Annotated in this window: 13 protein-coding genes and 4 pseudogenes; 8 read left to right on the top strand and 9 right to left on the bottom strand. The window is 57.3% G+C overall.

Annotated elements, in window-relative coordinates; translation table 11 throughout:
• Positions 1-278: 278 nt before the first annotated feature.
• The gene (locus BZ163_RS25915) at positions 279-2354 is read right to left on the bottom strand and encodes a hypothetical protein (RefSeq protein WP_128873252.1); all 2076 of its coding nucleotides are present in this window, start codon (positions 2352-2354) and stop codon (positions 279-281) included.
• A gap of 446 nt (positions 2355-2800) precedes the next feature.
• Positions 2801-2993 (bottom strand): annotated as a pseudogene (locus BZ163_RS25910) (transposase); the annotation flags it as partial.
• 551 nt (positions 2994-3544) lie between these two features.
• Here BZ163_RS25910 and BZ163_RS25905 point away from each other — a divergent pair.
• The 6 genes from BZ163_RS25905 (at position 3545) to BZ163_RS25880 (ending at position 12560) form a co-directional block, all read left to right on the top strand.
• Positions 3545-4855 carry a hypothetical protein gene (locus BZ163_RS25905; RefSeq protein WP_218190529.1) on the top strand — a complete coding sequence of 437 codons (1311 nt, stop codon included), beginning with the start codon at positions 3545-3547 and terminating at the stop codon, positions 4853-4855.
• Positions 4856-4998: 143 nt separating this feature from the next.
• Positions 4999-5571, top strand: coding sequence for a tyrosine-type recombinase/integrase (locus BZ163_RS25900; protein WP_128873251.1), 573 nt, complete (start codon positions 4999-5001; stop codon positions 5569-5571).
• 206 nt (positions 5572-5777) lie between these two features.
• Positions 5778-6902 (top strand): response regulator, encoded by a 1125-nt coding sequence (locus BZ163_RS25895; RefSeq protein WP_128873250.1) that lies wholly within the window; start codon positions 5778-5780, stop codon positions 6900-6902.
• Positions 6903-6994: 92 nt separating this feature from the next.
• Positions 6995-11170, top strand: coding sequence for a CHASE domain-containing protein (locus BZ163_RS25890; RefSeq protein ID WP_371916831.1), 4176 nt, complete (start codon positions 6995-6997; stop codon positions 11168-11170).
• An 11-nt stretch (positions 11171-11181) separates the two neighbouring features.
• On the top strand, positions 11182-11724 hold the full coding sequence (locus tag BZ163_RS25885) for a response regulator (protein WP_256579134.1): 543 nt from the start codon (positions 11182-11184) through the stop codon (positions 11722-11724).
• 524 nt (positions 11725-12248) lie between these two features.
• Positions 12249-12560, top strand: coding sequence for a DUF6124 family protein (locus tag BZ163_RS25880; RefSeq protein WP_168187405.1), 312 nt, complete (start codon positions 12249-12251; stop codon positions 12558-12560).
• A 445-nt stretch (positions 12561-13005) separates the two neighbouring features.
• Here the strand turns inward: BZ163_RS25880 and BZ163_RS25875 are convergent, their stop codons facing one another.
• From BZ163_RS25875 to BZ163_RS25865, 3 genes and pseudogenes are all read right to left on the bottom strand, one after another.
• Positions 13006-13707, bottom strand: coding sequence for an AbrB family transcriptional regulator (locus BZ163_RS25875; RefSeq protein WP_128873248.1), 702 nt, complete (start codon positions 13705-13707; stop codon positions 13006-13008).
• A 339-nt stretch (positions 13708-14046) separates the two neighbouring features.
• Positions 14047-16301, bottom strand: a pseudogene (gene katG / locus BZ163_RS25870) (catalase/peroxidase HPI).
• A gap of 462 nt (positions 16302-16763) precedes the next feature.
• Positions 16764-17649 (bottom strand): annotated as a pseudogene (locus BZ163_RS25865) (EamA family transporter).
• Positions 17650-18263: 614 nt separating this feature from the next.
• On the opposite strand from BZ163_RS25865, the gene BZ163_RS25860 reads away from it, so the two are divergent.
• Positions 18264-19484, top strand: a complete 1221-nt coding sequence (locus BZ163_RS25860) for a helix-turn-helix domain-containing protein (RefSeq protein WP_128873297.1) — start codon at positions 18264-18266, stop codon at positions 19482-19484.
• A 36-nt stretch (positions 19485-19520) separates the two neighbouring features.
• Positions 19521-20153, top strand: a complete 633-nt coding sequence (locus tag BZ163_RS25855; protein WP_128873247.1) for a PQQ-binding-like beta-propeller repeat protein — start codon at positions 19521-19523, stop codon at positions 20151-20153.
• Positions 20154-20171: 18 nt separating this feature from the next.
• On the opposite strand, the gene BZ163_RS25850 is transcribed toward BZ163_RS25855, so the two are convergent.
• The 4 genes and pseudogenes from BZ163_RS25850 to BZ163_RS36580 all read right to left on the bottom strand — a co-directional run bounded on the left by BZ163_RS25850 (position 20172) and on the right by BZ163_RS36580 (position 23022).
• A complete protein-coding gene (locus BZ163_RS25850) occupies positions 20172-20546 on the bottom strand; it encodes a RidA family protein (protein WP_128873246.1) in 375 nt (124 codons plus the stop codon).
• A 32-nt stretch (positions 20547-20578) separates the two neighbouring features.
• Positions 20579-20995: a hypothetical protein gene (locus tag BZ163_RS35995; RefSeq protein WP_256579133.1), complete on the bottom strand. Its 417-nt coding sequence runs from the start codon at positions 20993-20995 to the stop codon at positions 20579-20581.
• Positions 20923-21303, bottom strand: a complete 381-nt coding sequence (locus tag BZ163_RS35990; RefSeq protein WP_256579132.1) for a DUF3726 domain-containing protein — start codon at positions 21301-21303, stop codon at positions 20923-20925. Before BZ163_RS35990 ends, BZ163_RS35995 begins: the two co-directional genes overlap by 73 nt.
• Position 21304: 1 nt before the next feature.
• Positions 21305-23022, bottom strand: a pseudogene (locus BZ163_RS36580) (hypothetical protein).
• Between the last annotated feature and the right edge of the window lie 5 nt (positions 23023-23027).

Below are 23027 nucleotides of genomic sequence, written 5' to 3'. Positions count from 1 at the left end.
CAATGGGATTCGTGATGTGACGTTTTGATAGATGTTAAAAGCCCGCTTTTGGAAGATTGTGCCCTGTTTTTACGGGGCGACAATCGGCCCTTTAGCTGCCGGTCATCAATGGCTGAAATTGGCCGATCTCCGCCCGTCGCGAAGGGCAGCGCGCGACCCATCGCAGCCACTTAGATTAGTTAACAATGCAGTTCTGCAGATCGCAGCCTCACGAAGCTTTGTAGAAATAATAAGCCGCCCCGTAAGACGGCTAAATGCGGATAAAACGATTAGCGTCACTACACTGATATTTTTGTTTCTTTCTCTAGTTTCGCCTGTTTTCTTATCCTTTGAGTACTTACGAATGTATCGTACATATCAAAGCTTGCTCGCACAGAAGTTTTGACAGTTCTAAGATTGTAGTGAAATTCGTCAACAGATTTAACGCCATTTAACAAGAATTGTATCTGCGGGATCCCGAGAAATGTGCAGTCGAATAAAGGGTCGCTATCGCTCTTATTTAAGGCAATTATTTGTCTGGTTTGATCGTTCAATAATACAGTCAGATCGTTGCACTCAGCGAGGCGACGCTTCTGATAGGGTGTGGCGTGCTCTGCAGTGGTCACCGAATTTATCAATGTCTTAATTATATTTCCAGCAATCGTGCGATCCTGCACACTGCCGAGATCGTGTAGTGTGATTGCTATGCGTTCAATACGTCGTCCATTATGGAAAAGCTTTTTTCCATCCGAGAACTGTATGAAGCCCTCTTTTAGAAGCTGAATTTCCTGAATGGCTAGCTGAGTTTGAGCTTTGATGAAGGTAAGTACCAAGTCAATTATGCCATCTACAGCGTCGCCTGCCATAGATGGCCTTGTCAGCCCTTTCTTCTTAATTTCACCAAGAATTATTACGTTATCACTCTCAATTATCAGATCGGATTCATATTCGATCCCTTCAGCAATGAATTTCCTGGCTATTGCAGTTGGGGATATGCCGGATCGCTCAAATAATTTACCAGTCATAGGTTCGATGTGGTTGCCAATTTCGTTGTCGCAATTCTTTTCAAAGGTTTTTATCGCAAGAACTAGCGCTTCATAAAAAGCTAAGAATGTTAATGATTTTGCCACCATGAGGACTTTATTTCCCGGCTGCCAGATAAAAGGTTTTTCATGGAAGTTAACTTTCTCCCAGTCTGTTGCCTGTTTGAGTTCTTTGTTTATTTCGGTAGTTTTATGGGTGAAATAAGGGAGTAGCTTATTCATGCAATGAGACTCTAATCCGCAATTCTCTCTGAGCTCTTCTATAGGGATCAGGCAGTTTATCGAGACATCGGGTACTTTTTTTGCAATAGTTGTTGCGATCTTGAGCGCATCCTTTACGTCCCAGCCAAGCTCCAATTTCATCTTGTCATTATCTACCCAGACAAACAGCTCTTCCATAAATAGGATCGCTGCATCAGATGAGAGCTGCCTAAAACTTAAGCATGAGTCTGCCAGCATCGTCCTAGCAATATAGGCGGGCAGGCTTTGAACAACAACAAACATGGAGCCAAATTGAGAGTAGTCCTGAATGTCCAACATTCCAACCAAATCTTGCGCCATGGCAAGCACAGAATCAAAATTTGCCTCATTGCAATATGTCGTTTTCTTTTCCATATGACGAAGCGCTAGATGAATAAGATATCCATAGGGGAGGCCGGGCATGAAATCGCTCTTAGCCACAATGGGGTATTCAGGCCGTCCAAGTAGATATCGCCCTTCAAAATATTTGTTTATTCTTTGAAAGTTGCGCAAGAGCAAGCTTGTAAATCTTGCGCCACCAATGTCTCGCATTTTATTGTCAAGTAGCGTGCAATATGTTTCTGATTCATTTTCATTTAAGTAGAAATACCTGCCATTAAATAGCGGCGTGAAGCCACGAGCCTTGATTCTCAGAGCTGCATTTGCAATTGGGATGTCTGCAGTATATTTTTGCCCCCACGTATCATAGCTGTCCAACGTCATTATGATCAGTGTGGCGTGGATTGCGTTAATCCAAGATTCTCTGTCATCAAGCGTAGTGAATAAATTTTCATTTATACTAAATAGGATTTTTGCAGGTATTTCATGATAGGCGTATCCCCCACCATTATAGTGGTAAATTCTATATAGGGATGACTCAATTTGTCGGAGGTTTGTTGTCTTTGACTTTTTGTCAGCTACAATTGCATCTTTAATTTTTGCGTATAGTATTTCTATAGTTCTTTCTTTTGAAATTTCAAGTTCGGAATTCAGAAATGATTCGATATAGCTTTTGTCCGAATAGTCGAAGCCGAAAGCTAGGCACTCATCAACTAGCCCCATGAACTCATTGAATTTTGAACAAAGGTACATTCTGGAAAATCCTTTTAAAGAAGACTACATTGTGCAGTTCGCCGGGGTAACTTTACTGTCAGAAGCGGTTGATGTCACTTTGCAATTACCGTCATTTCACAGTCCTAGTTGTACCGAACCGCGATCCGGCGTAGCGGTGCCGCAACGTGCAAGCTCTGTGGTGTCGACGAAGTCGAGAGTTGTCGGAAACTCTGGGAAAAAGCCACTTAAGCACTCTAGCAGTCGCTTCCAGATCGCTAAGTCGGCTGATGGCGGCATAAATCGGGGGCAAGCGGCAGTTTTTGGCCGATTCTGTTGAAAAAGTCGGAATTTCAGGCTGAAAGGCTTCGAGTTCGGCTGTCACTTCAGAACCCGTTCACCACGTTGGATGGCTTTTCGGTTCTGCGTTGATCATTGCAGCTTGGTCAGTGGGTTAATTTGAGGTTTTTTGCTTACACCGGGCGCACCTATCCCGTAGTTGGCGGCCCTTGAGAGGTGAGTTTGGCCAGTCTCCGCAGATTCTGTACCGCTGCCGCCAATGTAAATTCATCGTTCGCACCGCTTATCCTCGTAGTCGCAAACGATCCAATCTCAGTATTCGCTTGAGTGAGCGAACAACATTTCGACCTTCTTCCGTTCGTGGCGTGAGCACACGTATTCGGTACCGCGCTTTATTGAGCCGGGCGACGACCAGGACGAGGGCCTGGCACTGCCGCTCTACGTCAGCCGGCAGGTGGATGACAAGACCCGTCGCGCTCAGGAGGCGCGCAAGCGGCTGTTGGCCGCGGCTCTGCTGCAGCAGCAGAGGACCTACGCCTTAAACAACGGTTGAACGCGCGAAAAACACCGGCAGAAGCACGGTAAAAGAACGCTACGAACGGGCAAAGAACGGCAGGCGCAACGGGTTAAGTCGGCTGAATAAGCGGGCAGACAGGTGAAGTGGGCCTACCGGTCCCCTTCACACCTTGCCCATTCGCCTGCGGCTCAAGGGGAGCGTTCGCGGCTGCGAAACGGGCGCAATGGTGGGGTGGTGTGCCTACCAGTACTTTTAGATCTGTTAAAGCTTTTACAATCTTATCCACATGGGTGTTGATCCTAAGATTTGGATCATCCTCTGTGCACCATTCCGTCCCTGGTACACAGCGGAGAAAACATGCCTATGCATCCTCCTTAGGAAATCCTATTGCTAAGTTCAACAAATGAGGATTTTATTGGCTGGCGAGAAGTCGATACCGCACAGCATTGCGACACTCGACAAGGTCCACGGTGTAACGCTGGTGAGGGATATTGTGGGATGGGAAAACACACACATGAACAGTAACCCACATCAGCGGTTCGCTCACTCTTTGGCTCGCGCCGCGTTATGCGCTGGTGCGCTCTGCTTAAGCGCGGAAAATGCGCAAGCACGGCCGCACGACCAGGAAGATTTGCGCTCCTATATGCATGGCATCGAAGCGGTCAAAGGGGCCGACGGCCGTTTTTTGATTTTCATTAGCAGTTCCGGAATTCCACCCAAAGGCAAGGACGAAAACGGCAACTGGCCGCACGACATCTACCTTTCGAAATGGGGAATCAATGATGCGCGGATCAGTCCGCCCACACTATTCATCCAAAAGCCGGAAGCGCAAGAACCGGTGTCGGTCGCCCAAACAACTGACGGCAATGTCATGCTTTCGTTTGAAGATGGCTGGAATACCTCGAACGAAGTCAATCAACGTTATGGCGTTTACGATGCGAAGCTGCGACCGATCGCGCCGTATCCGCGCGTCGTTGCGACCGGCGGACATTCCGGCCATGTTGCCGCGGCAGGAAAGCATTTCGTCGTGTTGTATTCCGAGGACTGGGTCAACGGTGGCGGTGTCGATGATCTCGGTACCGGCAATGGTGTATATGCAAAGGTCTTCGATAGTCACGGCCACCTGCTCAGTACGTTCGATGTCGCACCCCAGCGGCGTGAATGGTGGCCGATGATTGCTGGTTCCAGCAATCGCGCGCTACTGGTCTGGCAACAATTCGTACCTGATCAAACCTCTGCAAATTTGAAGATAACGGTACTCGATCCCGAGACCGGGAAACTCTCCGCCCATAAGATCCTGAGATCCGGCTTGAATTACTACACCTACAAAGCCAAATATATCCCATTGATCGATCGTTTTCTCGTGACCGGTACAACGGTGAACGGTAAAGGTTTTGCGTACTTGATCAACAACGACGGCAAAGTCAGCGCGACGTTGGAATGCATGCCGGCAACTGTGAGGGGAGCCGATGTTGTCGCCAGCGGGAATATCGCCTATACGCCTTCGCAGGACAACCGCCTTCTGCATCTGGAGCTCACACCCTCTTCAATCAAGTTGAAAGCTGTGCAGCGCTCGCCGCTGACTTGGTCCTATATCGGGAGCCTCGGATTGATGCGAAATCCCTCTTCAATTCATTGGATATCGCTGACAAAGAATGGAGTCGAGGAAACTGATTTTGATTTGCGCAATGCGGTGCAACCCGATCGATCCGACCTGTGCCGATGATGGTTGCGCCAAGGCGGAAGGGTAAGTTTCTGTCATTAACGAAATTTTTTCTGCCGCACCCCAACTTCTATAAGTGGAACATAGCGACCACGACACACTGTGACTGAACCACCCTTGTCCTCCCTCAACCTGGAGGACAAGCCATGAACTCAATTACTACATATCGCCATCAGCCTTGGAACAAGGGAAAGCTCGTCGGGCAAAAGGCGCCGCTCCGAGTCAGAGATATCTGGGCCATCCGCGTAAGACTCCAGCTCGCGGAGAAGACACGGGATCTGGCGCTCTTCAACTTGGCTATCGACAGCAAACTGCGTGCCTGTGACTTAACCAAGCTGCGAGTCCGAGACATAGCCCATGGGGAACATGTGTCGTCACGGGCCATCGTGATGCAGCAGAAAACCCGCCACCCAGTGCAATTTGAAATCACTGAGCAAACCCGAACGGTTCTGGAGGCTTGGATGCATCAAGCTCACCTCCACAGCGAGGATTTCTTGTTCCCGAGCCGGTTGCACGACTCAGACCATCTCTCCACCAGGCAGTACGCTCGAATAGTCAAAGCGTGGGTGACCGCCATTGGGCTTGACCCAACCATGTACGGTACTCACACGCTACGGCGAACCAAGGCATCGTTGATCTATCGCAGGACAACGAATCTGAGAGCAGTTCAACTCTTGCTATCCCGGTGTTCACGAATTAACCGTTGCCTGCCTTTTTAGCCGCGAGCTATCTGCTTGCTTGTATAGTTCGCCGGTGAGGCATAGATTCGGTTATGAGCCTTTTTACACGTAAAATTTAAATGGATATCGCTGTGGCTCAAGCCCCATCACCCCACCTCCTGACGCCAACGACCTCTACATTGTTGTCGAACAATACCGGCCGCAAGGCCTTGCCAAATGGTGCATTAAGCTAGTGCGGTGACCGAATGCGCGTGATGATTTTGGATGATGATCCCTGGATAGCCGAGCTGTTGAAACAATTGGTTTTGAGCCTGCGCCCGCTGGCGATAGTTGATAGCTTTGGCGATGTTGCCAGCGCTTTGCATGCCTGGCAACAGAATGCCTATCAGATGGTCATGGCTGACTGGAATCTACCGGATGCCAGCGGTGTGAGTCTGCTGCAGACGATTCGTGAGCATGATCAGGAAACACCGCTGATTATGATCACCGGGCGTTCCGATCGGGACAGTGTCCTGGAGGTGCGGCCTCTGGGGATTAGCGCTTTTATTACCAAGCCGTTTCAGGTGTCGCGCGTCGTTGAGCTTCTCAAGATGCTCCTTCCTCCAGATTCGTCTATCCAGACAATCCCTGTCATTGATGAGAGCTTGATCAGTTATCTCGGTAAATTATCCGCAGATGAGTTAGACCTGCCTTTACTCGCTCAGGTCAAGGAAAGACTTCAGCGTGGATACGGGGGAGAACAGCTGGACGTTCGCGAGCTTGTCCAGGACTGGCAGCATGACCCGGCGCTTTGCGCTCATCTGATCGCGGCAGCCAATAGCGCTGCTTATCATGGGGTCGGCCAACCCTGCACCAGTTTGATCGATGCCATTAAACGATTGGGACGGCTTACCAGTGTCAATCTGGCGTTGAGCCAGGCCCTGCGACAGGCCAATACCCAAACCAATGGGCTGCTGCTGACCCGAATGCAATCCGAGTTGGATAATTCCGAGCGACTGGCTGAACAGGTTGTTTCCCTGGCTCGGCGATGCAAGCTGGATCCGGCGCCACTGCAGAGTGCTGCGTTGCTGCACCGGATAGGCGAGCTTTGTGTGCTTTACCAAATCCAGAAGTGGGAGGGCCAAGGAAAAAGCCTGGACGAAGAAGCGCTCTCCCAGGCCCTGCTTGATTTCGCAGGCCCTTTTGCCATCAGCTTGAAAGCCTGCTGGGGACTCCCATTGGCTCTGCGTGAGTTAATAGGCGCGATCTATGTGTTGCCTCCCATGCAGGTACGCCGTGAACAAGTGGTTATGCGACTTGCTGCGGCCATTAACAATGGCGAGCCTGAGGCAGACCTTGAAAGACTGCAACGATTGTCGGGCCTGCCCTGAGCGCACTCGGGAACGCAGCCTAGGCCCGCCGTAGAAAAGCAGGTCGAGGATTTTTTGTCATGGAATGCAAGGGGTTCGCGAGGGGCAATGGAATGCGTGACAAGACAATGAGGATGAGAAAGCATCAGTTTTTTGCATTGAACCGGGAAGTAGCGACAACTCTGGCGGTGGGCCTGGGGGCAAGCTTTCTGGGGTGGTGGATCCTTGAACGGATCAACGAACAGCATGCTCAAGAAGCGATCGTAGCGGCGACCGAGGAGGCCGCAGAGTTGGTTTTGACGCGTCTTAATCTTTACCAATACGGATTGCGAGGCGCTCGTGGAACGGTGCTGACAGCGGGTGAGCATGGCATCAGCCGCGAAGTTTTTGACCAATATCACAAAACCCGTGACCTTGTTTCTGAGTTCCCCGGCGCGAGCTCCCTGGGCTTTATCAGGCGTGTACCGCAGCGCGAGGAAGGCGAGTTCCTCAAGTCCGCTCGGGCGGATGGCAAAGCCGATTTCTCCATTCGTCAACTCTCACCCCATTCCGGCGAGCGTTACATTGTCCAGTATGCCGAACCGGTTGAGGGTAACCAGGCTGCAATCGGCTTGGACATAGCTTCGGAAACAGCGCGGCGAGAGGCTGCCCAATCCTCGATACAGAGCGGTGTGGCACGGTTAACCGGGCCCATCACTCTGGTACAGAACACAGCGAAACCGCAGCAGTCTTTCCTGGTTCTGATGCCCATCTTTCGCGGTGGAGAGACTCCGGCGACCGCCGTTGAGCGAGAGACAGCAGCGTTTGGCTGGATCTATGCCGTGTTGCAGACAGAGCAGGTACTCAGAGGCCTGCGCATAGAAAACGAGACGGTGCATCTGCGATTGAGGGATATCACTGTCCCTGGGCAAGAGACGCTGTTTTATGAAAGCACCAACGACTCGGCCAGTCGTGAAACGCTGATGACCCATCAGGTGGAGCGCGAGGTATACGGGAGGCGATGGCAAATCGAACTTGGCGCGCATCCGTTGTTCGTCCAGCGCCTGCATCAGGTTTCACCAGCAGTCGTCCTGTTGATGGGTGGTTTGCTCACTCTTCTACTGGCTACTCTGGCGGGTGTCGTGCGTGTCAGCCGTCAACGCCGGCGGCAACTCAACTCCAGCCTGGAGGAGCAGGTTGCGCAACGAACTTCCGAGTTGCGGCATCTCAATCTGTTGTTGGGTACTGTGTTGCGCTCGGCCACCGAGGTCTCGATCATTGCGACAGATCTCAATGGTGTTATCCGGGTGTTCAACAAAGGCGCCGAACGCTTGTTGGGGTATGACGCCGAAGAGTTACTGGGTAAAAACACCCCAACGCTGATCCATGTACCAGAGGAAGTCGCTGATCGTGGCGTTGAGCTGACCAAGGAGTACGCTCAGGCTATCGATGGTTTCCGTGTATTGACCCATAAACCTGAGTTTGAAGGCGCAGAAACCCGGGAGTGGACTTACGTACGTAAGGACGGCTCACGATTACCCGTCACGTTGGTAGTCACAGCCATGCGCGATGACGAAGGGAAGTTGAGCGGTTACCTGGGAATCGCGGTCGACATCACCGAACGTAAAGCGGCAGAAAAGGAACTGGCCGCGAGTTTGGAGACAACGCAGAAGCAACGAAGCGAACTGATGACGGTGCACGAGCAGTTATTAATGGCCGCTGAAGTAGCCGAGCTGGGCGTCTGGTCCTGGACATTGGCGGACAATTCATTGCAGTGGAATGACCGTATGTTCGAGTTCTACGGTCAGTCACTGTCGTTGCGCAATAATGGTCTGAGTTATAAGCACTGGTACTCTCGTGTTCACCCTGAGGATGCGGTGGCTGCGGCTGAAAATCTGGATGCAGCAGTCAAGGGGCTTGCGGTATACAACCCCACATTTCGCGTCGTGCTCCCCGACGGCCAGATCCGCTTCATCCAGGCCGGCGCGCAGATCGAACGCAGTCCGAGCGGTGCGGCTTTGCGTGTGACGGGTATCAATCGGGACATCACCTCCCAGCGCAAACTGGAGTCACATCTGTTGTACGCCAAGGAACAGGCCGATACCGCGAATGCGGCCAAGTCTGCCTTCCTGGCCAACATGAGCCACGAAATTCGCACGCCGATGAACGCCGTGTTGGGTATGTTGCAGTTGGTGCAGAACACTGACCTGAACGGTCGCCAGCTCGATTATGTGAGCAAAGCGCAGACCGCTGCGAAATCACTGCTGGGTTTGCTCAATGACATCCTCGACTACTCCAAGATTGAGGCCGGCAAATTGCAACTCGATGTGCACCCATTTGAACTCGAACTGCTCATGCGTGACCTCGCCGTTGTGCTGACCGGCAACCAGGGGCAGAAAGAGGTCGAGGTCTTGTTTGACCTGGACTCCAATCTGCCCAACGACCTGATAGGTGATAGCCTGCGGCTGCAACAGGTGCTGATCAACCTGGCAGGCAATGCCCTCAAATTCACCATGGAAGGCCAGATCGTGGTCAGCGTCGAGCAACTGCTGCGCACGGATACCACTGTGAGCTTGCGTATCGCCGTTTCTGATACCGGCATTGGAATCAGCCCCGAGCAACTTCAACGCATTTTTGAAGGTTTTACTCAGGCCGAGGCTTCAACCAGCCGCCGTTTTGGTGGCACCGGTCTGGGCTTGGTGATCTGCAAGCGGCTGGTCAGCCTGATGGGCGGTGAGCTTCAGGTGGAAAGCCGGCAGGGCGTCGGAAGCCGCTTCTGGTTCGATATCACCCTGGAGATTGCGCCAACTTCCCTGCTGAGATCTGCCTGTCCTGAAGTCGATGTGTCCATACGGATACTGGTAGTCGACGACAACGCCATGGCGGGTGAATTGCTGGTGCGAACCGTCCATGCATTGGGATGGAAGGCCGACCACGTGAGTGGTGGCACGCAAGCAGTTGAATGGGTGAAGAACGCCCAGGTGCGAGGCGAGACCTATGACGTGGTGCTGATGGACTGGCGGATGTCTGATATGGATGGGCTGAGCGCTGCGCAATTGATCCACCAGCAGGGCAACGGCGTGCCACCGCCAATGATCATTATGATCACTGCTTACGGCCGCGAAGTGCTGGCCGATGCCCTCCAGACGGGAGACGCGCCCTTCGTGGGGTTTCTCACCAAGCCTGTCACCCCCAAGCAAGTAGCCGACGCCGTTCGGCAAGCACTCAACGGCAGAGGCCTTCCACAGTCTCTCCCGTCCAGTTCGACTGTTGGCAGGCCGCAGCGTCTGGCCGGGTTGCGGTTATTGGTGGTGGAAGACAACAAGCTCAATCGGCAGGTTGCCGATGAGTTACTGACGGGGGAAGGCGCTCAGGTGACGCTGGCTGAAGGAGGGCTGGAAGGGGTGAGCAGGGTGGTGACTGGGAAAGTGCCCTTCGACGTCGTATTGATGGATATCCAGATGCCGGATATTGATGGCTTGGAGGCGACCCGTCGCATTCGATCGAATCCACGCTTTGCCGCGCTGCCGATTGTGGCGATGACCGCAAATGTCTCCAGTACTGATCTTGACGCCTGTCTTGCTGCGGGGATGAATGAGCATGTCGGCAAGCCCATAGATCTGGAACAACTCGTCGCAACGCTGCTCGTTCAAGCGGGTCGTGAGAATAGCCAGGTATCTCTATCCTTGGCGCAAGCCAATACAGGAGACAGTCTCACCGAGCCTCGTGCATCGATCGTAGAGCGCTTTGGCGGTGACATCGATTTGATCCGCAACGTGCTGCGTACCTTTGGCCCGGAACTGGAAAAGCAGCGTGTCAGCTTGCTCGATGCGATCCAGCGCCAAGATGCATCGGGGGCAGCTTTCGTGCTCCATACCATTTGTGGTAGCTGCGGCACCATGGGGGCCAAGGCGGTGTCGCTGCTGGCCGGAAAATTGGAGCACGAACTGAAAAAGGGAGATGAAAAGTCTGTAGCAAGCCTCCTTACTGACGCAACATGGTTTGATGAACTGAGCCGGTTACTGCAACAGAGTATTGAGCAGATGAATGTCGACTTTGGTCAGAGCCATAGCGCAAAGGTGAGTGTTGATTCAGAAATGATGGCGCTTACGCAATGGCGAGAATCCCTCAAAGAGATTTTGCTGTTGCTGGAAGCGGGCAACCTTCAAGCCATAGAGCTGACAGACGCTTTGGCGTCAAAAACGCCGCCATTCCTGCGCCCACAGTTCGACGAACTGGTTGTCATGGTGCAGTCACTAGACTTTTCCTCTGCGATGCCGATTGGTCGTGAACTGTTGAGATCTGCCTGATGGATCAATCGATGGAAACCTGGTTGCCACATTTCCATAACCGTCCAAAACTCCTCATAGTCGACGACCAACCGATTAATATCCGGGTACTCCATGAGTTGTTTCGTAAGGACTGTGATGTGTTCATGGCCACCAGGGGTGAGCAGGCGATCACGATATGCCAGACCCGTCTACCCGATCTGATTCTGCTGGACGTGGTCATGGAGGGCATGGACGGGCATGAAGTGTGCCGTCGACTCAAGGCTGACCCTGCGACCCAGGACATCCCCATTATATTCATTACCGCACAGCAGCAGGAGTCGGATGAGGTACTAGGTTTGGAACTTGGTGCGGTTGACTTCATCAGCAAACCCATCAATCCAATCATTGTCAGAGCGCGTGTGAATATTGAACACTCTGCTTCTGATGTAGATCGAGTGGTGACTATTTCTCTAGGTGTCGCAACAGCGACGCCCGTTGGCGATCTTAAATTCCAAACCTTGATAGAAGCAGCGGATAAGCAACTTTACGAAGCGAAGAGAACTGGGAGGGGGAGGGTATGTTCAGAACGGTGACTTCATAGTTACCCGCCACCTGGCCGCGACACGACAGGCGCATAGAAGGTCCGTCTGAGCGCGCATTTTGTTTTTTTGGGCTTGATAACACAATAAAAAAAATCCCTTCAAAAAGTACCATATTCAGTTCATCAAGGAGAACATGACTTGAACTCCCGGCGCTCGTGTTCTTACTCCAGCGATCTCGGCCGGCTGCAAAGCCAGCTCGACATCGGTCGCGCTCCATTACGCTGAAAATTAAATCTCAAACAGCTAGCAAAATCCACCGGGCTTGCGCTTCGGGAGCCACCTCGCTAATCTTCTCCTGTCGCTGCCAATTCAGCGATCGGGTGTGGTAGCCCGGTTACTTCATAGACCCAGAACGCCTCAGGGCGTTTTTTTGTGCTGGCTGCTTTGTGGCGGCTGTGCATGGGAGGCTTCGGCCTGCCGGGTTCCTATGACCGGTCTACCACCCCGTGTACAGCCGTCTCCTTATTTTGCGTGGTAGCGGATAGGGAGGGGCTCACTTTCATAGGAGCTTCACAATGTTCAAAGTAACCCCGAATCCGCCGGATGCGGACGGCTACACCGAAACCGATCCCGTGTCTCCATCCCCCAAGCCAGCCATGGCCGAGCGTCGTCCCAATCCCATCTTCACCATTGTCCCCACCGTAAATAGCGAGACCCTCCTGGTTCACGCCTGCGAAACCCTTGCCTCAGCCAGTGTCATGGCCAGTGAGTTGGCGTTTATCCTTGAAGGTCCGAAATGTAATTTGGCGTTGGCGATTCAGCAGATGATTTCGTTGGCGGAGTTGTCGGTGAATCGGGTGTTGGATCAGGTTGATCCGCAGGAGTAGGTGAGGTTCAAGACTGTATCTACAGGGGAAGAGTACGGTCGAAATGGATAGGTTGGCTGCCAGGACGCCTTCGCTGGCAAGCCAGCTCCTACAGTTGGGTTGCGTGCGGACTGGAGAGCCAGGCCAGCAATCAGGACGCCATCGCGGGCAAGCCACGCTTCCACAGGGGCCGGGTGCGGCAGCGATGTTTAGGGTGTCATCGAGCTTGGAGGAATCTGATCCGTATTTTCCTGCGCCATCTGCCGCTGTAATGCACAACGTCCACGGCTCACAATGACAGCACGGTCCGCAGTTCCATCAGCTACTGCACCGCAAACTCATAACGTAGGAGGCTCCATGGGCAAGATGGCATTTTTCCTCGGTGGATTTCTGGTGTTGACCATTTTGATCGGCGCCCTTGCCACCATCTCTCCCGTTTAGTCCTTCCCGCAGTGCCCGCTGCCGATCACACCTCTGCCCGCCAGCGCCGCGCCTGAATCAGCAAGGCCGGCGCGAAGTGCAGCATGACCATCTTGATGTAGGCGCCAGTGACGACAATCGCGGTGAGCATGAAGGGTGCGGGAACGCCGATACGCAGCAACAAACGGCCGAGCACCATGCTCAAGGCGATCAGCGACAGCAGGGTCAGTGCCGTATCCGTGCCCAGCGGACTGCTCTCGGCGACCAGCGCGGCGGTCTGTGCGGGAATGCAAAAACTGACCAGCACGGTGATCGTCAGCAGGCGGACCAGGTGCACGACGATCACTTTGCCGGACGCGCGTTCGGACTCGAGCAAGTCGAAGACGGCGGCGAGGGCGCCGGGGTAGACGGCCAGCAGGCTGTCCTTGCGGTTCCATCCCGAGACCCTGAGCAGCCAGAAACCGGCCACGGCGCTCTGGACTGCCAGGGCCAGCAGCATGAACCCCAGGCTGGGCAGCATGGCCGCCGCCGTTTGGCTGTCCCATGACTTGAACATCAGGCCGGTGGCGATCCCCAGGACGATTTGCACGTAGCCAAGGCTGAGGGGCAGCGTGGGCGAAAAGCGCAGGTTGCTGGCGAACAATGCGGTGGCGAGTATCGAGCCCAGCAACAGGCCATGGGGGATGCCGGCGTATTGCAGCGCGATACCGACGCTGATGGCGATCAGCAAGCAGAGTAGGGTTTTCATGGGGCTGACGAATCTTCCTTAATTCTTGAAATAACCCAATGCTTGCATCGTAATGTTGTTCAGTTAAGGACATTGTAGGAGCGAGCTTGCTCGCGATGGTCGCTAACGATAACGCGTGTTTGCTGGATAACACGCGGTGCTCTTGAGTCCATCGCGAGCAAGCTCGCTCCTACAATGTCCAACGCTTGCATCGAGTTTTCTATCCGGGCACGCACGTTTCCCACTTAACGGCTTGAAGCGTCAAGTGCGCCGGGCTCGATGAGAGCAAGACCTCGCGAGCCAAACAGCACAACGCCTCCACAGTGGGAGGCGTTGCGGGTTTTCAGCAGTACTGTTGGGTTACTTGAGATCGAAGCGATCCAGGTTCATCACCTTGGTCCAGGCCGCAACGAAGTCTTTGACGAACTTCTCCTTCGAATCGCTGCTTGCATAGAATTCGGCCAATGCTCGCAGCTGCGAATTCGAACCGAAGACCAGATCGACACGGGTCCCGGTCCACTTCACTTCACCGGTTTTACGATCCCTTGCTTCAAACTCCTCATTAGCCTCCGAGACCGGCTTCCATTCCACGCCCATATCCAGCAGGTTCTTGAAGAAGTCGTTGGTCAACGCCTCCGGCTGCTGGGTGAACACGCCGTGTTGGGTTTGTCCGGCGTTGATGTTCAACACGCGCAGGCCGCCCAGCAGCGCGGTCATTTCTGGCGCGGTGAGTGTCAGCTGTTGTGCCTTGTCGATCAGCAATGCCTCGGCGGGTACGCGGTAGCGGGACTTGAGGTAGTTGCGGAAACCATCGGCAATGGGTTCGAGGAAACCGAAGGATTCCACGTCCGTCTGCTCTTGCGAGGCGTCCATCCGTCCGGGTGTGAATGGCACCGTGACAGTGTGGCCGGCATTTTTCGCCGCCTGTTCGATACCGGCGCTGCCGCCCAGGACTATCAGGTCCGCCAGCGAGATTTTCTTGCCGCCGCTGTTGAACTCGCTCTGGATCCCCTCGAGTTTCGCCAGCACGTTCGCCAGTTGCTCAGGCTGGTTGGCCTGCCAGAATTTCTGCGGGGCCAGACGCAGGCGGCCACCATTGGCGCCGCCACGTTTGTCGGAGCCGCGGAAGGTGGAAGCCGCCGCCCAGGCGGTTGCTACCAGCTGCGAAACCGTCAGGCCCGACGCCAGGAGTTTGCTCTTGAGTGCGGCCACGTCGCTGTCGTTGACCAGGGGATGGTCGACCGCTGGAATCGGGTCTTGCCACAGCAGTTCTTCGTTGGGCAGTTCCGGGCCGAGGTAGCGCGACAGTGGACCCATGTCACGGTGGATCAGTTTGAACCAGGCGCGGGCGAACGCGTCGGCCAGTTGATCCGGATTCTCCAGGTAGCGCCGCGAGATCGGTTCGTAGATGGGGTCGAAGCGCAGCGACAGGTCGGTGGTCAGCATGGTTGGATTACGCCGTTTCGACGGGTCGTGGGCATCGGGAATGATGCCGGCGCCGGCGCGTCTTTCGCGACCCACTGGTTGGCCCCGGCCGGGCTTTTGCTCAGTTCCCACTCGAAACCGAACAGGTTCTCCAGGTAGTTGTTGCTCCAGCGGGTGGGCGTGGTGGTCCAGGTCACTTCCAGGCCGCTGGTGATGGTGTCGCCGCCTTTGCCGGTGCCGAAGGTGCTCTTCCAGCCCAGGCCCTGTTGTTCGAGGCCGGCGGCTTCGGGTTCGGCGCCGACATTGTCGGCAGGCCCGGCACCGTGGGTTTTACCAAAGGCGTGGCCGCCAGCGATCAGCGCCACGGTTTCTTCATCATTCATGGCCATGCGGGCGAAGGTTTCGCGGATGTCCTTCGCCGCGGCGAGCGGATCCGGGTTGCCCTCGGGGCCTTCCGGGTTGACGTAGATCAGACCCATCTGCACCGCAGCGAGCGGGTTTTCCAGGTTGCGCCCTTGCTCGGTACGGCTCTCCTCGTTTTCCCCAGGCTCGGCCACCAGCGGGCCTTCACCGGGCTCTTGCATCGGCTCGTTTTCCTTGCCGTAGCGGTTGTCGCCGCCCAGCCATTTGTTTTCCGAACCCCAGTAGACGTCTTCGTCCGGTTCCCAGACGTCCTTGCGACCGCCGGAAAAACCGAAGGTCTTGAAGCCCATGGACTCCAGCGCGACGTTACCGGTCAGGACGATCAGGTCAGCCCAGGAAATCTTGTTGCCATATTTTTGCTTGATCGGCCACAGCAGCCGGCGCGCCTTGTCCAGGCTGACGTTGTCCGGCCAGCTGTTGAGCGGTGCGAAGCGCTGTTGACCGGAACCCGCACCGCCGCGGCCATCACCGGTGCGATAGGTACCGGCGGCGTGCCAGGACATGCGAATGAAGAGGGGCCCGTAGTGACCGAAATCCGCCGGCCACCATTCTTGTGAATCGGTCATCAGTGCGTTCAGGTCTTGCTTGAGCGCCGCAAAGTCCAGGCTTTTGAAGGCTTCGGCGTAGTTGAAGCCCTCGTCCAGGGGGTCGGTCAGGGACGAGTGCTGGTGCAGGATCTTCAGATTCAGTTGGTTCGGCCACCAGTCGCGGTTCGTCGTGCCACCGCCAGCGGCGTGGTTGAACGGGCATTTCGATTCGTTTGCCATGTGTGAGCTACCTTTAGGTCGTGTTCATCCGGCTATCCGGCCCGGTATGGGCGCGCAATAGCGACGAGCAAAATCAATGACTTAGGCGGAAGGGCCAGCAGTTTTATCAACTGATTGTCTTGACCACACGGGAATTCTGAACAGCGGCAATCGAGTTGCCTGCGCGGTGGCCCACGGGTGCCCTAGTCAAGCTTCGGACTCATTCGGTGTTTCCTGATCAGCGCTAAACCGGCCAGCTTGTAGTGCCAGCGCTGGAATAAGGTTAGACCCGAGTGCGGGAGTCAGCTAATAGGTGGAGTATTCGGGGGTGATAGGCAGAATCTTTCAGCTTGGGCTTTGGGTGAAGCTGATGGCCTCTTCGCTGGCAAGCCAGCTCCTACAGGGTTGCGGCGTCGGGTTGAACACTGCAAACCTGTAGGAGCCGGCTTGCCGGCGAAGGCGTCCCCATTATCGATACAACCCTCAAGCCGGCGCTTTCTCGACAACCTTGCTGACCGCCTTGCGATACGTCAGCAACACAATACCCGTGACCACGATCACCCCACCCATCACCTGGCCCGCACTGAGCATCTGATCCAGCACGATCCAGCCCATCAGCAAGGTCGCCAGCGGCTCGATGTTCATCACCGGTGCATTGCGCGGCATGTCCAGGCGGGGGACCGAGATGAACAGCACGATAAACCCCGTGCCATAGAGCACCACCAGCGTGGCGAGGGCCAGCCAGCCGGTGGTGGTGGCCGGCAGGTTCAGGCCGCCGGGGAGGGCGCCGGTCAGGCCGGCGAGGTTGACGCTGCTGAAGACGATGAAGATGGTCAGCAGGCTGCGCACCGAGCCGCGCACCTGGGACAGTTTGTGATCGGTGATCCATAGCGCGCAGGCGAACACGCTGGCGGCGCAGAAGGCGAGGCCGACGCCGAGCAGCCATTGCGGGCCGGCGCTGCTGTTGGCGGAGAGGCGTCCCGGCACGTCGAGTACAAACACCAGGCCCAGCAGAATCAGGCCCATCAACGAGGCGGTGCGCGCGGTCGGTCGTGGCCCGCCCAGTGCCCAGGTCAGCAGTGCCAGCAGGATGGGGAAGACGTTGGCCACCAGCAGCGCCAGCGCCACCGGCACCCGCGCCACGGCGGAGTACAGGCACAGGCTTTGCGCAGTGATCAGCAAGCCCAACAGCAGCTGCCAGCGCCAGGCGCCCGCAGGCAGGCGCAGACTCTGGCGTTGCCAGAGCACCAGTGCGGCCAGCACCAGCACGGTGGCGCCCCGAACGCATCAGGATCGCCAGCAATACGCCAGCGCCGTCGTCGAACGCTACCCGCGCGGCCACATGGTTGCCGGCGAAGGCGCAGCCCATGCATAGCAGGATGAGCACGGCGAGGTGGCGGGGGAAGGGCGGCGGGACGGTTTGTGCGGTGGCGAGGCGGGTCATGGCAGGGTCTCGAAGGGTGTTTGCCATCGTCGGGGATGGACGGGTGTTTTTATTGTGTTGTCGTACAACCTGGTGGGTTTGTACCGTATTTGGAATGGAGGGGCAAGGGTGGGGCGTTTGTTGAATTGTTGTGGGCTGGGGGTTGTGTGGGGATGATTGCTTGCTAGGGGGGATCGGGTATTTCACAAGAGGTCGTATGACTATGGGTTGTGTGGTGACTGTATCGGCCCCTTCGCTGGCAAGCCAGCTCCTACAGTTGATCGCTGTCATGCGCGGATTCTGTGTGCGCCGCAGGCCCCCTGTAGGAGCTGGCTTGCCAGCGAAGGCGGCAGCACATTCAACATTGATGCAAGCTGACCCACCGCTTTCGCTGGCAAGCCAGCTCCTACAGTTGATCGCTGTCGTGCACGGATTTTGTGTACGGGTTGATAGCGTGACAATAAAAACCGCGTAGCCCGGACCGGCGAATGCTTTACTCCGTGAATCAAACCGAAACCCGGGTATCGCTCGTCAGGAGTGACAGCTATGGCGCACAACACATGGATTCCTTGATCGCCGCGGCGGCGCGTGCGCTGGCGGCGGGTGATCCGCTTGGGGCGCTGGACCGGGTGGCGTTGCGTGACGACGCGCCGGCGCTCGCCCTTCGGGGCATCGCGATGGCGCAGCTCGGCGATCTGGTGCGGGCCAGGGCGCTGGTGAAAAGCGCGGCGCGGGCCTTTGGGCCGAAAGAGGCGGTGGCCCGGGCGCGGTGTGTGGTCGCCGAGGCCGAGATCGCGCTGGCTTCGCGGGACCTGGGCTGGCCGGTGAAGGCCCTCGATGCGGCGCGGGTGACGCTCGAGGCGCTCGGCGATCGGGTCAACGCAGCCCATGCGCGCTACCTGCAGATCCGGCGCTTGCTGTTGCTCGGCCGGCTCGATGAAGCTGAAGTCTTGCTCGCCGCGCTCGATCCGGCACCGCTACCCCCGGTTTTGCGCGCCGCCCATGAACTGGTGGTGGCGGGGATTGCCATTCGCCGCCTGCAGTCGCAGTCGGCGCACAACGCCCTGGCGCGAGCCAGGCATGCGGCCGAATTGGCCGCTATCCCGGCGCTGACCGCCGAGGTTGAAAACGCCGCGCTCATGCTCGACACGCCCGCCGCGCGCCTGATCGTCCAGGGTGAAGAGCGGCCCCTGTTGCTCGATGAGGTTGAAGCGCTGCTCGGCTCGACATCACTGGTGGTGGATGCATGTCGTTACAGCGTACGCGGTGCCGGCATGTCGGTGTCCCTCGCCACCCGTCCCGTGCTGTTCACCCTGGCCAGAATGATGGCCGAGACCTGGCCCGGTGACGTCTCGCGCGAAGCGCTGATCGCCGGGGCCTTTCGCTTGAAGCTGACGGACGAATCCCATCGCGCCCGGTTGCGCGTCGAAATCGGCCGGCTGCGGGCGGCGCTCAAACCCTTGGCCGGTGTGATGGCGACCCCGCGCGGATTTGCCCTGGTGCCTTTGATATCCGCCGACGTGGAGGTGCTGGCGCCACCGGTCGACGAGAAGTGTGCCGCAGTGTTCGCCTTTCTCGCCGACGGCGAGTCATGGTCGAGTTCCGCCCTGGCGCTGGCCCTCGGCACCAGCCAGCGTTCCGTGCAGCGCACCCTCGAGGCGCTGGCGGCGGCGGGCAGGGTGCAGTCGTTCGGGCGTGGGCGTGCGCGGCGCTGGATGACCCCGCCGATCCCGGGTTTCGCGACGACCTTGTTACTCCCGGCGCCACTGCCGAGTGACTAGGATGAGCGTCATCAACCCGCAAACGAGGAAGCCAGCATGAAAAGCTCAACCGCTGAAATACTCCGTGAATATGGCCCGTTTCCCGGTGTCGACACCATCCATGGCCTGACCTGGGACGGCCGCCAGGTGTGGTTCGCCAGCGGCGAAAAACTCAATGCCCTGGACCCGGAAAGCGGCAAGACCCTGCGTTCGATCGATGTCACCGCCGATGCGGGCACGGCCTTCGACGGCCAGTACCTGTTCCAGATCGCCGCCGATCGCATCCAGAAGATCGACCCGCAGACCGGGCGGGTGCTCAACACCATCCCGGCACCGGGGGGCGGTAACGATTCGGGGCTCACCTGGGCCGAAGGCACGCTGTGGGTCGGTCGCTATCGCGATCGCAAAATTCACCAGATCGATGCCGAAACCGGGACGATTTTGCGCACGATCGAGTCCAACCGCTTCGTCACCGGGGTGACCTGGGTCGAGGGGCAGCTGTGGCATGGCACGTGGGAAGGGGACGAGAGTGAATTGCGCCGCGTCGATCCGCAAAACGGCGAAGTGCTGGAAAGCCTCAAACTGCCGGAGGGCGTCGGGGTGTCGGGACTTGAGTCCGATGGCGGCGAGCGGTTTTTCTGCGGCGGTGGCAACAGTGGCAAGGTCAGGGCGGTTCGGCGCCCCCAATGAGGCGCCGCCCGCACGGGCTCAATCCATGCACGCGTACACCACCAGTTCCACCAGCATCTCCTCCCTGGCCAGCCCGGCGACCACCACGGCCGCGCGGTTGGGGTAGGGCGCCTGGAAGTACTCGCTGTAGAGCCCGTTCACCGTGGCCAGGTAGCTGCGGTCGGTAACGTAGATCAGCACCTGGGTCACGGCATCGAGCGAGCTGCCGGCGGCCTCCAGGGTATGGCGCAAGTTGTCCAGGGTCTGCCGGGTCTGCGCTTCGATGCCACCGTTGACCACCTGGCCCTGGCGGTCGATGGGGATCTGCGCGGTGTACAGCGTGCCGTTGCCGACCACCGCCCATTCCATGGGGGCGCGCGAGGCGAAGAGGTCAGTCTTGATGGCGTATTTCATCGATGGTTTCCTGTCAGCAGGCTTAATGATGTTCAGCGGGCGTCGCTGCTTTCGCCGGCACCGCGGCGTCGGGATTCTTCGGTGCTTTCCACCAGCACCTGTTCGCCCAGTTTTTTCAACATGACCCAGACCTCGTCGTCGACCTCCAGGCCGGCGGCGAGCTGGCGGGTGGGCAGCGGCGGGTCGCCGGGATCCGTGTCCTCGGCGCTGAGCCGTGGCAGCAGGGTGAAGTGGCGCGAGATCAACACATTGATGCTTTGCTCGTCGCTGCGGGCGGAGGGAGGCAACGCGTACACCCGCAAGGACGGCGTGCTTTGCCCGGCGGCCAGGGTGGCGACCAGTTCCTGGCGGGCGTCGCGCCAGTAGACGCAGAAGTTCAGCCCCTGATCGGCGCAGCGCGCCAGGTAGCCAAGCAGCAGGATGCGGTTGTGGCAGTGGCGGATCCGCACCTGAGCACTGCCGCGCGCAGGGCCTTGCTCACGCCCAGTTCGATGGCCTGGGCGGCGCAGCGCAGGACGCTTTGGCCGTGGGCATCGAGGGTCAGTTGGGCGGCATCTTCGTAACAGGTGTCGAACGGCCGATCGACTTCATCGTGGAGAAAGGCCAGGGCTTTTTTCAGCGCGCCGATACCGTCGAGCCCCTGCAATTGCAGCCAGGCGATCATCTCGGCGGCGTCGTCGCAATCACCCGGGGCAAAGCCGATGCCTTCGAAGGCCTTGCGGCAGACCACCTGGATTTCATTGAGCGAGACACGCATATCAAAGTTCTCCGGCAGCGATTGCCAGTGGGGGCATGACGGCGAAATTCCAGTCATCGTCGAAGGGTTGGCCAATTTCGCTGACCAGTGGCGCGCCCTGGAACAGGGTGATGCGTACCCAGCGACTGGACTTGGGGTCGAATTTGCCGGCCCCGAAGAACGCCAGCTTGCAGCGCAGCAGGTGGATCGGCAGCATGCCGCGGTCCATCAGGTTGGCGCGGATTTCCCCATAGGCGCAGCGGTCCATGCCCTGCAAGCGGCAGACAGTGCCCTTGAACTGTGGCTGGGCCAGCAGGAAATGCGCGGTCAGTTGCTGCGGATGCTGCTCCCGGTAAACCAACAGGGCGCGGTGGCAGCGTTGAATGTTGTGCGCGATGCCCAGCTGCATTTCTTTCTCGGCACCCGGTTCCATGGCGCGCTCGCCCAGACGCGGTTCTTCCTTTTCCGCCGAGCGATACCAGAAGAAGTGGTTGGCCTCGGCCGCGCTCAGGTCATAGTCGAGTGCCCAGCGGTAGCGGCTTTCTATCAGTTCGCACAACTCATCCAGCGGCATCTCGGCATTGAGTCGAAAGCCTTCCTTGACCGACATCTGTTCGGCCAGCGGATCGACCTGTTCGGGGTACAGCTCCAGCAGCAGGCTCACCAGCAATTCCTGGCAACCGTTGCTGCCGTGCCGCTCGACCCAGGCCTGCACCCGCGGCCACAGGTCGCTACTGACGGGTTGCCCGTCGAACCACTGCGCCAATTGCCCAAGATCGGCCAGGGTCTGCCGGTCGATAGCGCTTTGGCGCGGGTCGTCGGTGGTGGTTTGCTCCAGGTGCTGGCGAGCGCGCTGCATCAGCGCTGGAAGTGCTGCACCCGGGGCAGGTCGGCAGTTTGTGCCATGACCCGTGCCAGGGCAGCTTCCCTGGCCCACAACCATTGATTGACCAGTTGCGGGTGATTGATCAGGAACGGCGCCATGCCCAATCCCGTGGAGTTGCCGACCCCGAGGTAGCGTTGCAGGGCGATGTCCAGCCCGACCGCCCGTTGCGGATTGCGTGCCCGGGCCATGTGTTCGATTTGCTCGATGCTGAAATGCCGCAGCAGGTACACGGTAAACATCTGCGCGCTGAAGGGTTGCGTGAAGTCGGCATTGCCTTGCAGGCAACTGAAGTCGGCGATGCCGAACTTGCCGTTGCCATACACGGCGGTGGTGCGATACAGGTAGCCCACCTCGGCGAGTTGCCGCGGGTCTGGCTGACAGCCTTCGGCCAGCGCCCCGAGAAAACGCTCGAAGTTGCGCAGGCTGCGGTTGGCGCGCGACAGCACCAGCACCCGGGCATCGAAGCGCCCGGCTTCCTGCAAGGGCACGTTGCGCCGCAGATCGGCCAGCTGATGCTCATCGACATCACCGGCGAGCAGGACGAAGCTGACGTCCCACTGATCGGCGATCACCCGGTCGCTGCGTTTTTCCGGCGGCAGGTCATTCGAGAAAATCACGCAGTGATAGTGCGCATTGGCGGTGTCGATGCGGTAGATGGCGGTGCCAAACCCTTCGGCATCCAGGTCGAAGCAGGTGCGCTGGATGCGCCACTGCTCATTCATCATGCGCCGCATGCTGCTGCGCACGAAACTCAGCCGGCTTTGAAAGTGGCTGCCCAGCCGATCCAGGTCCATGACCTGCGCCGCGGGGCGCAGGGTCGGTTGTTCGGCAGCATCGGGACGGGAGGGTGACATCATTG

Origin of the sequence: Pseudomonas sp. VI4.1 (assembly GCF_002029345.1) — a bacterium.
In the GTDB taxonomy this organism is placed as follows: Bacteria; Pseudomonadota; Gammaproteobacteria; order Pseudomonadales; family Pseudomonadaceae; genus Aquipseudomonas.
The sequence above is the reverse complement of the archived record's forward strand: the minus strand, read 5'-3'. Positions and strand labels throughout refer to the sequence as shown.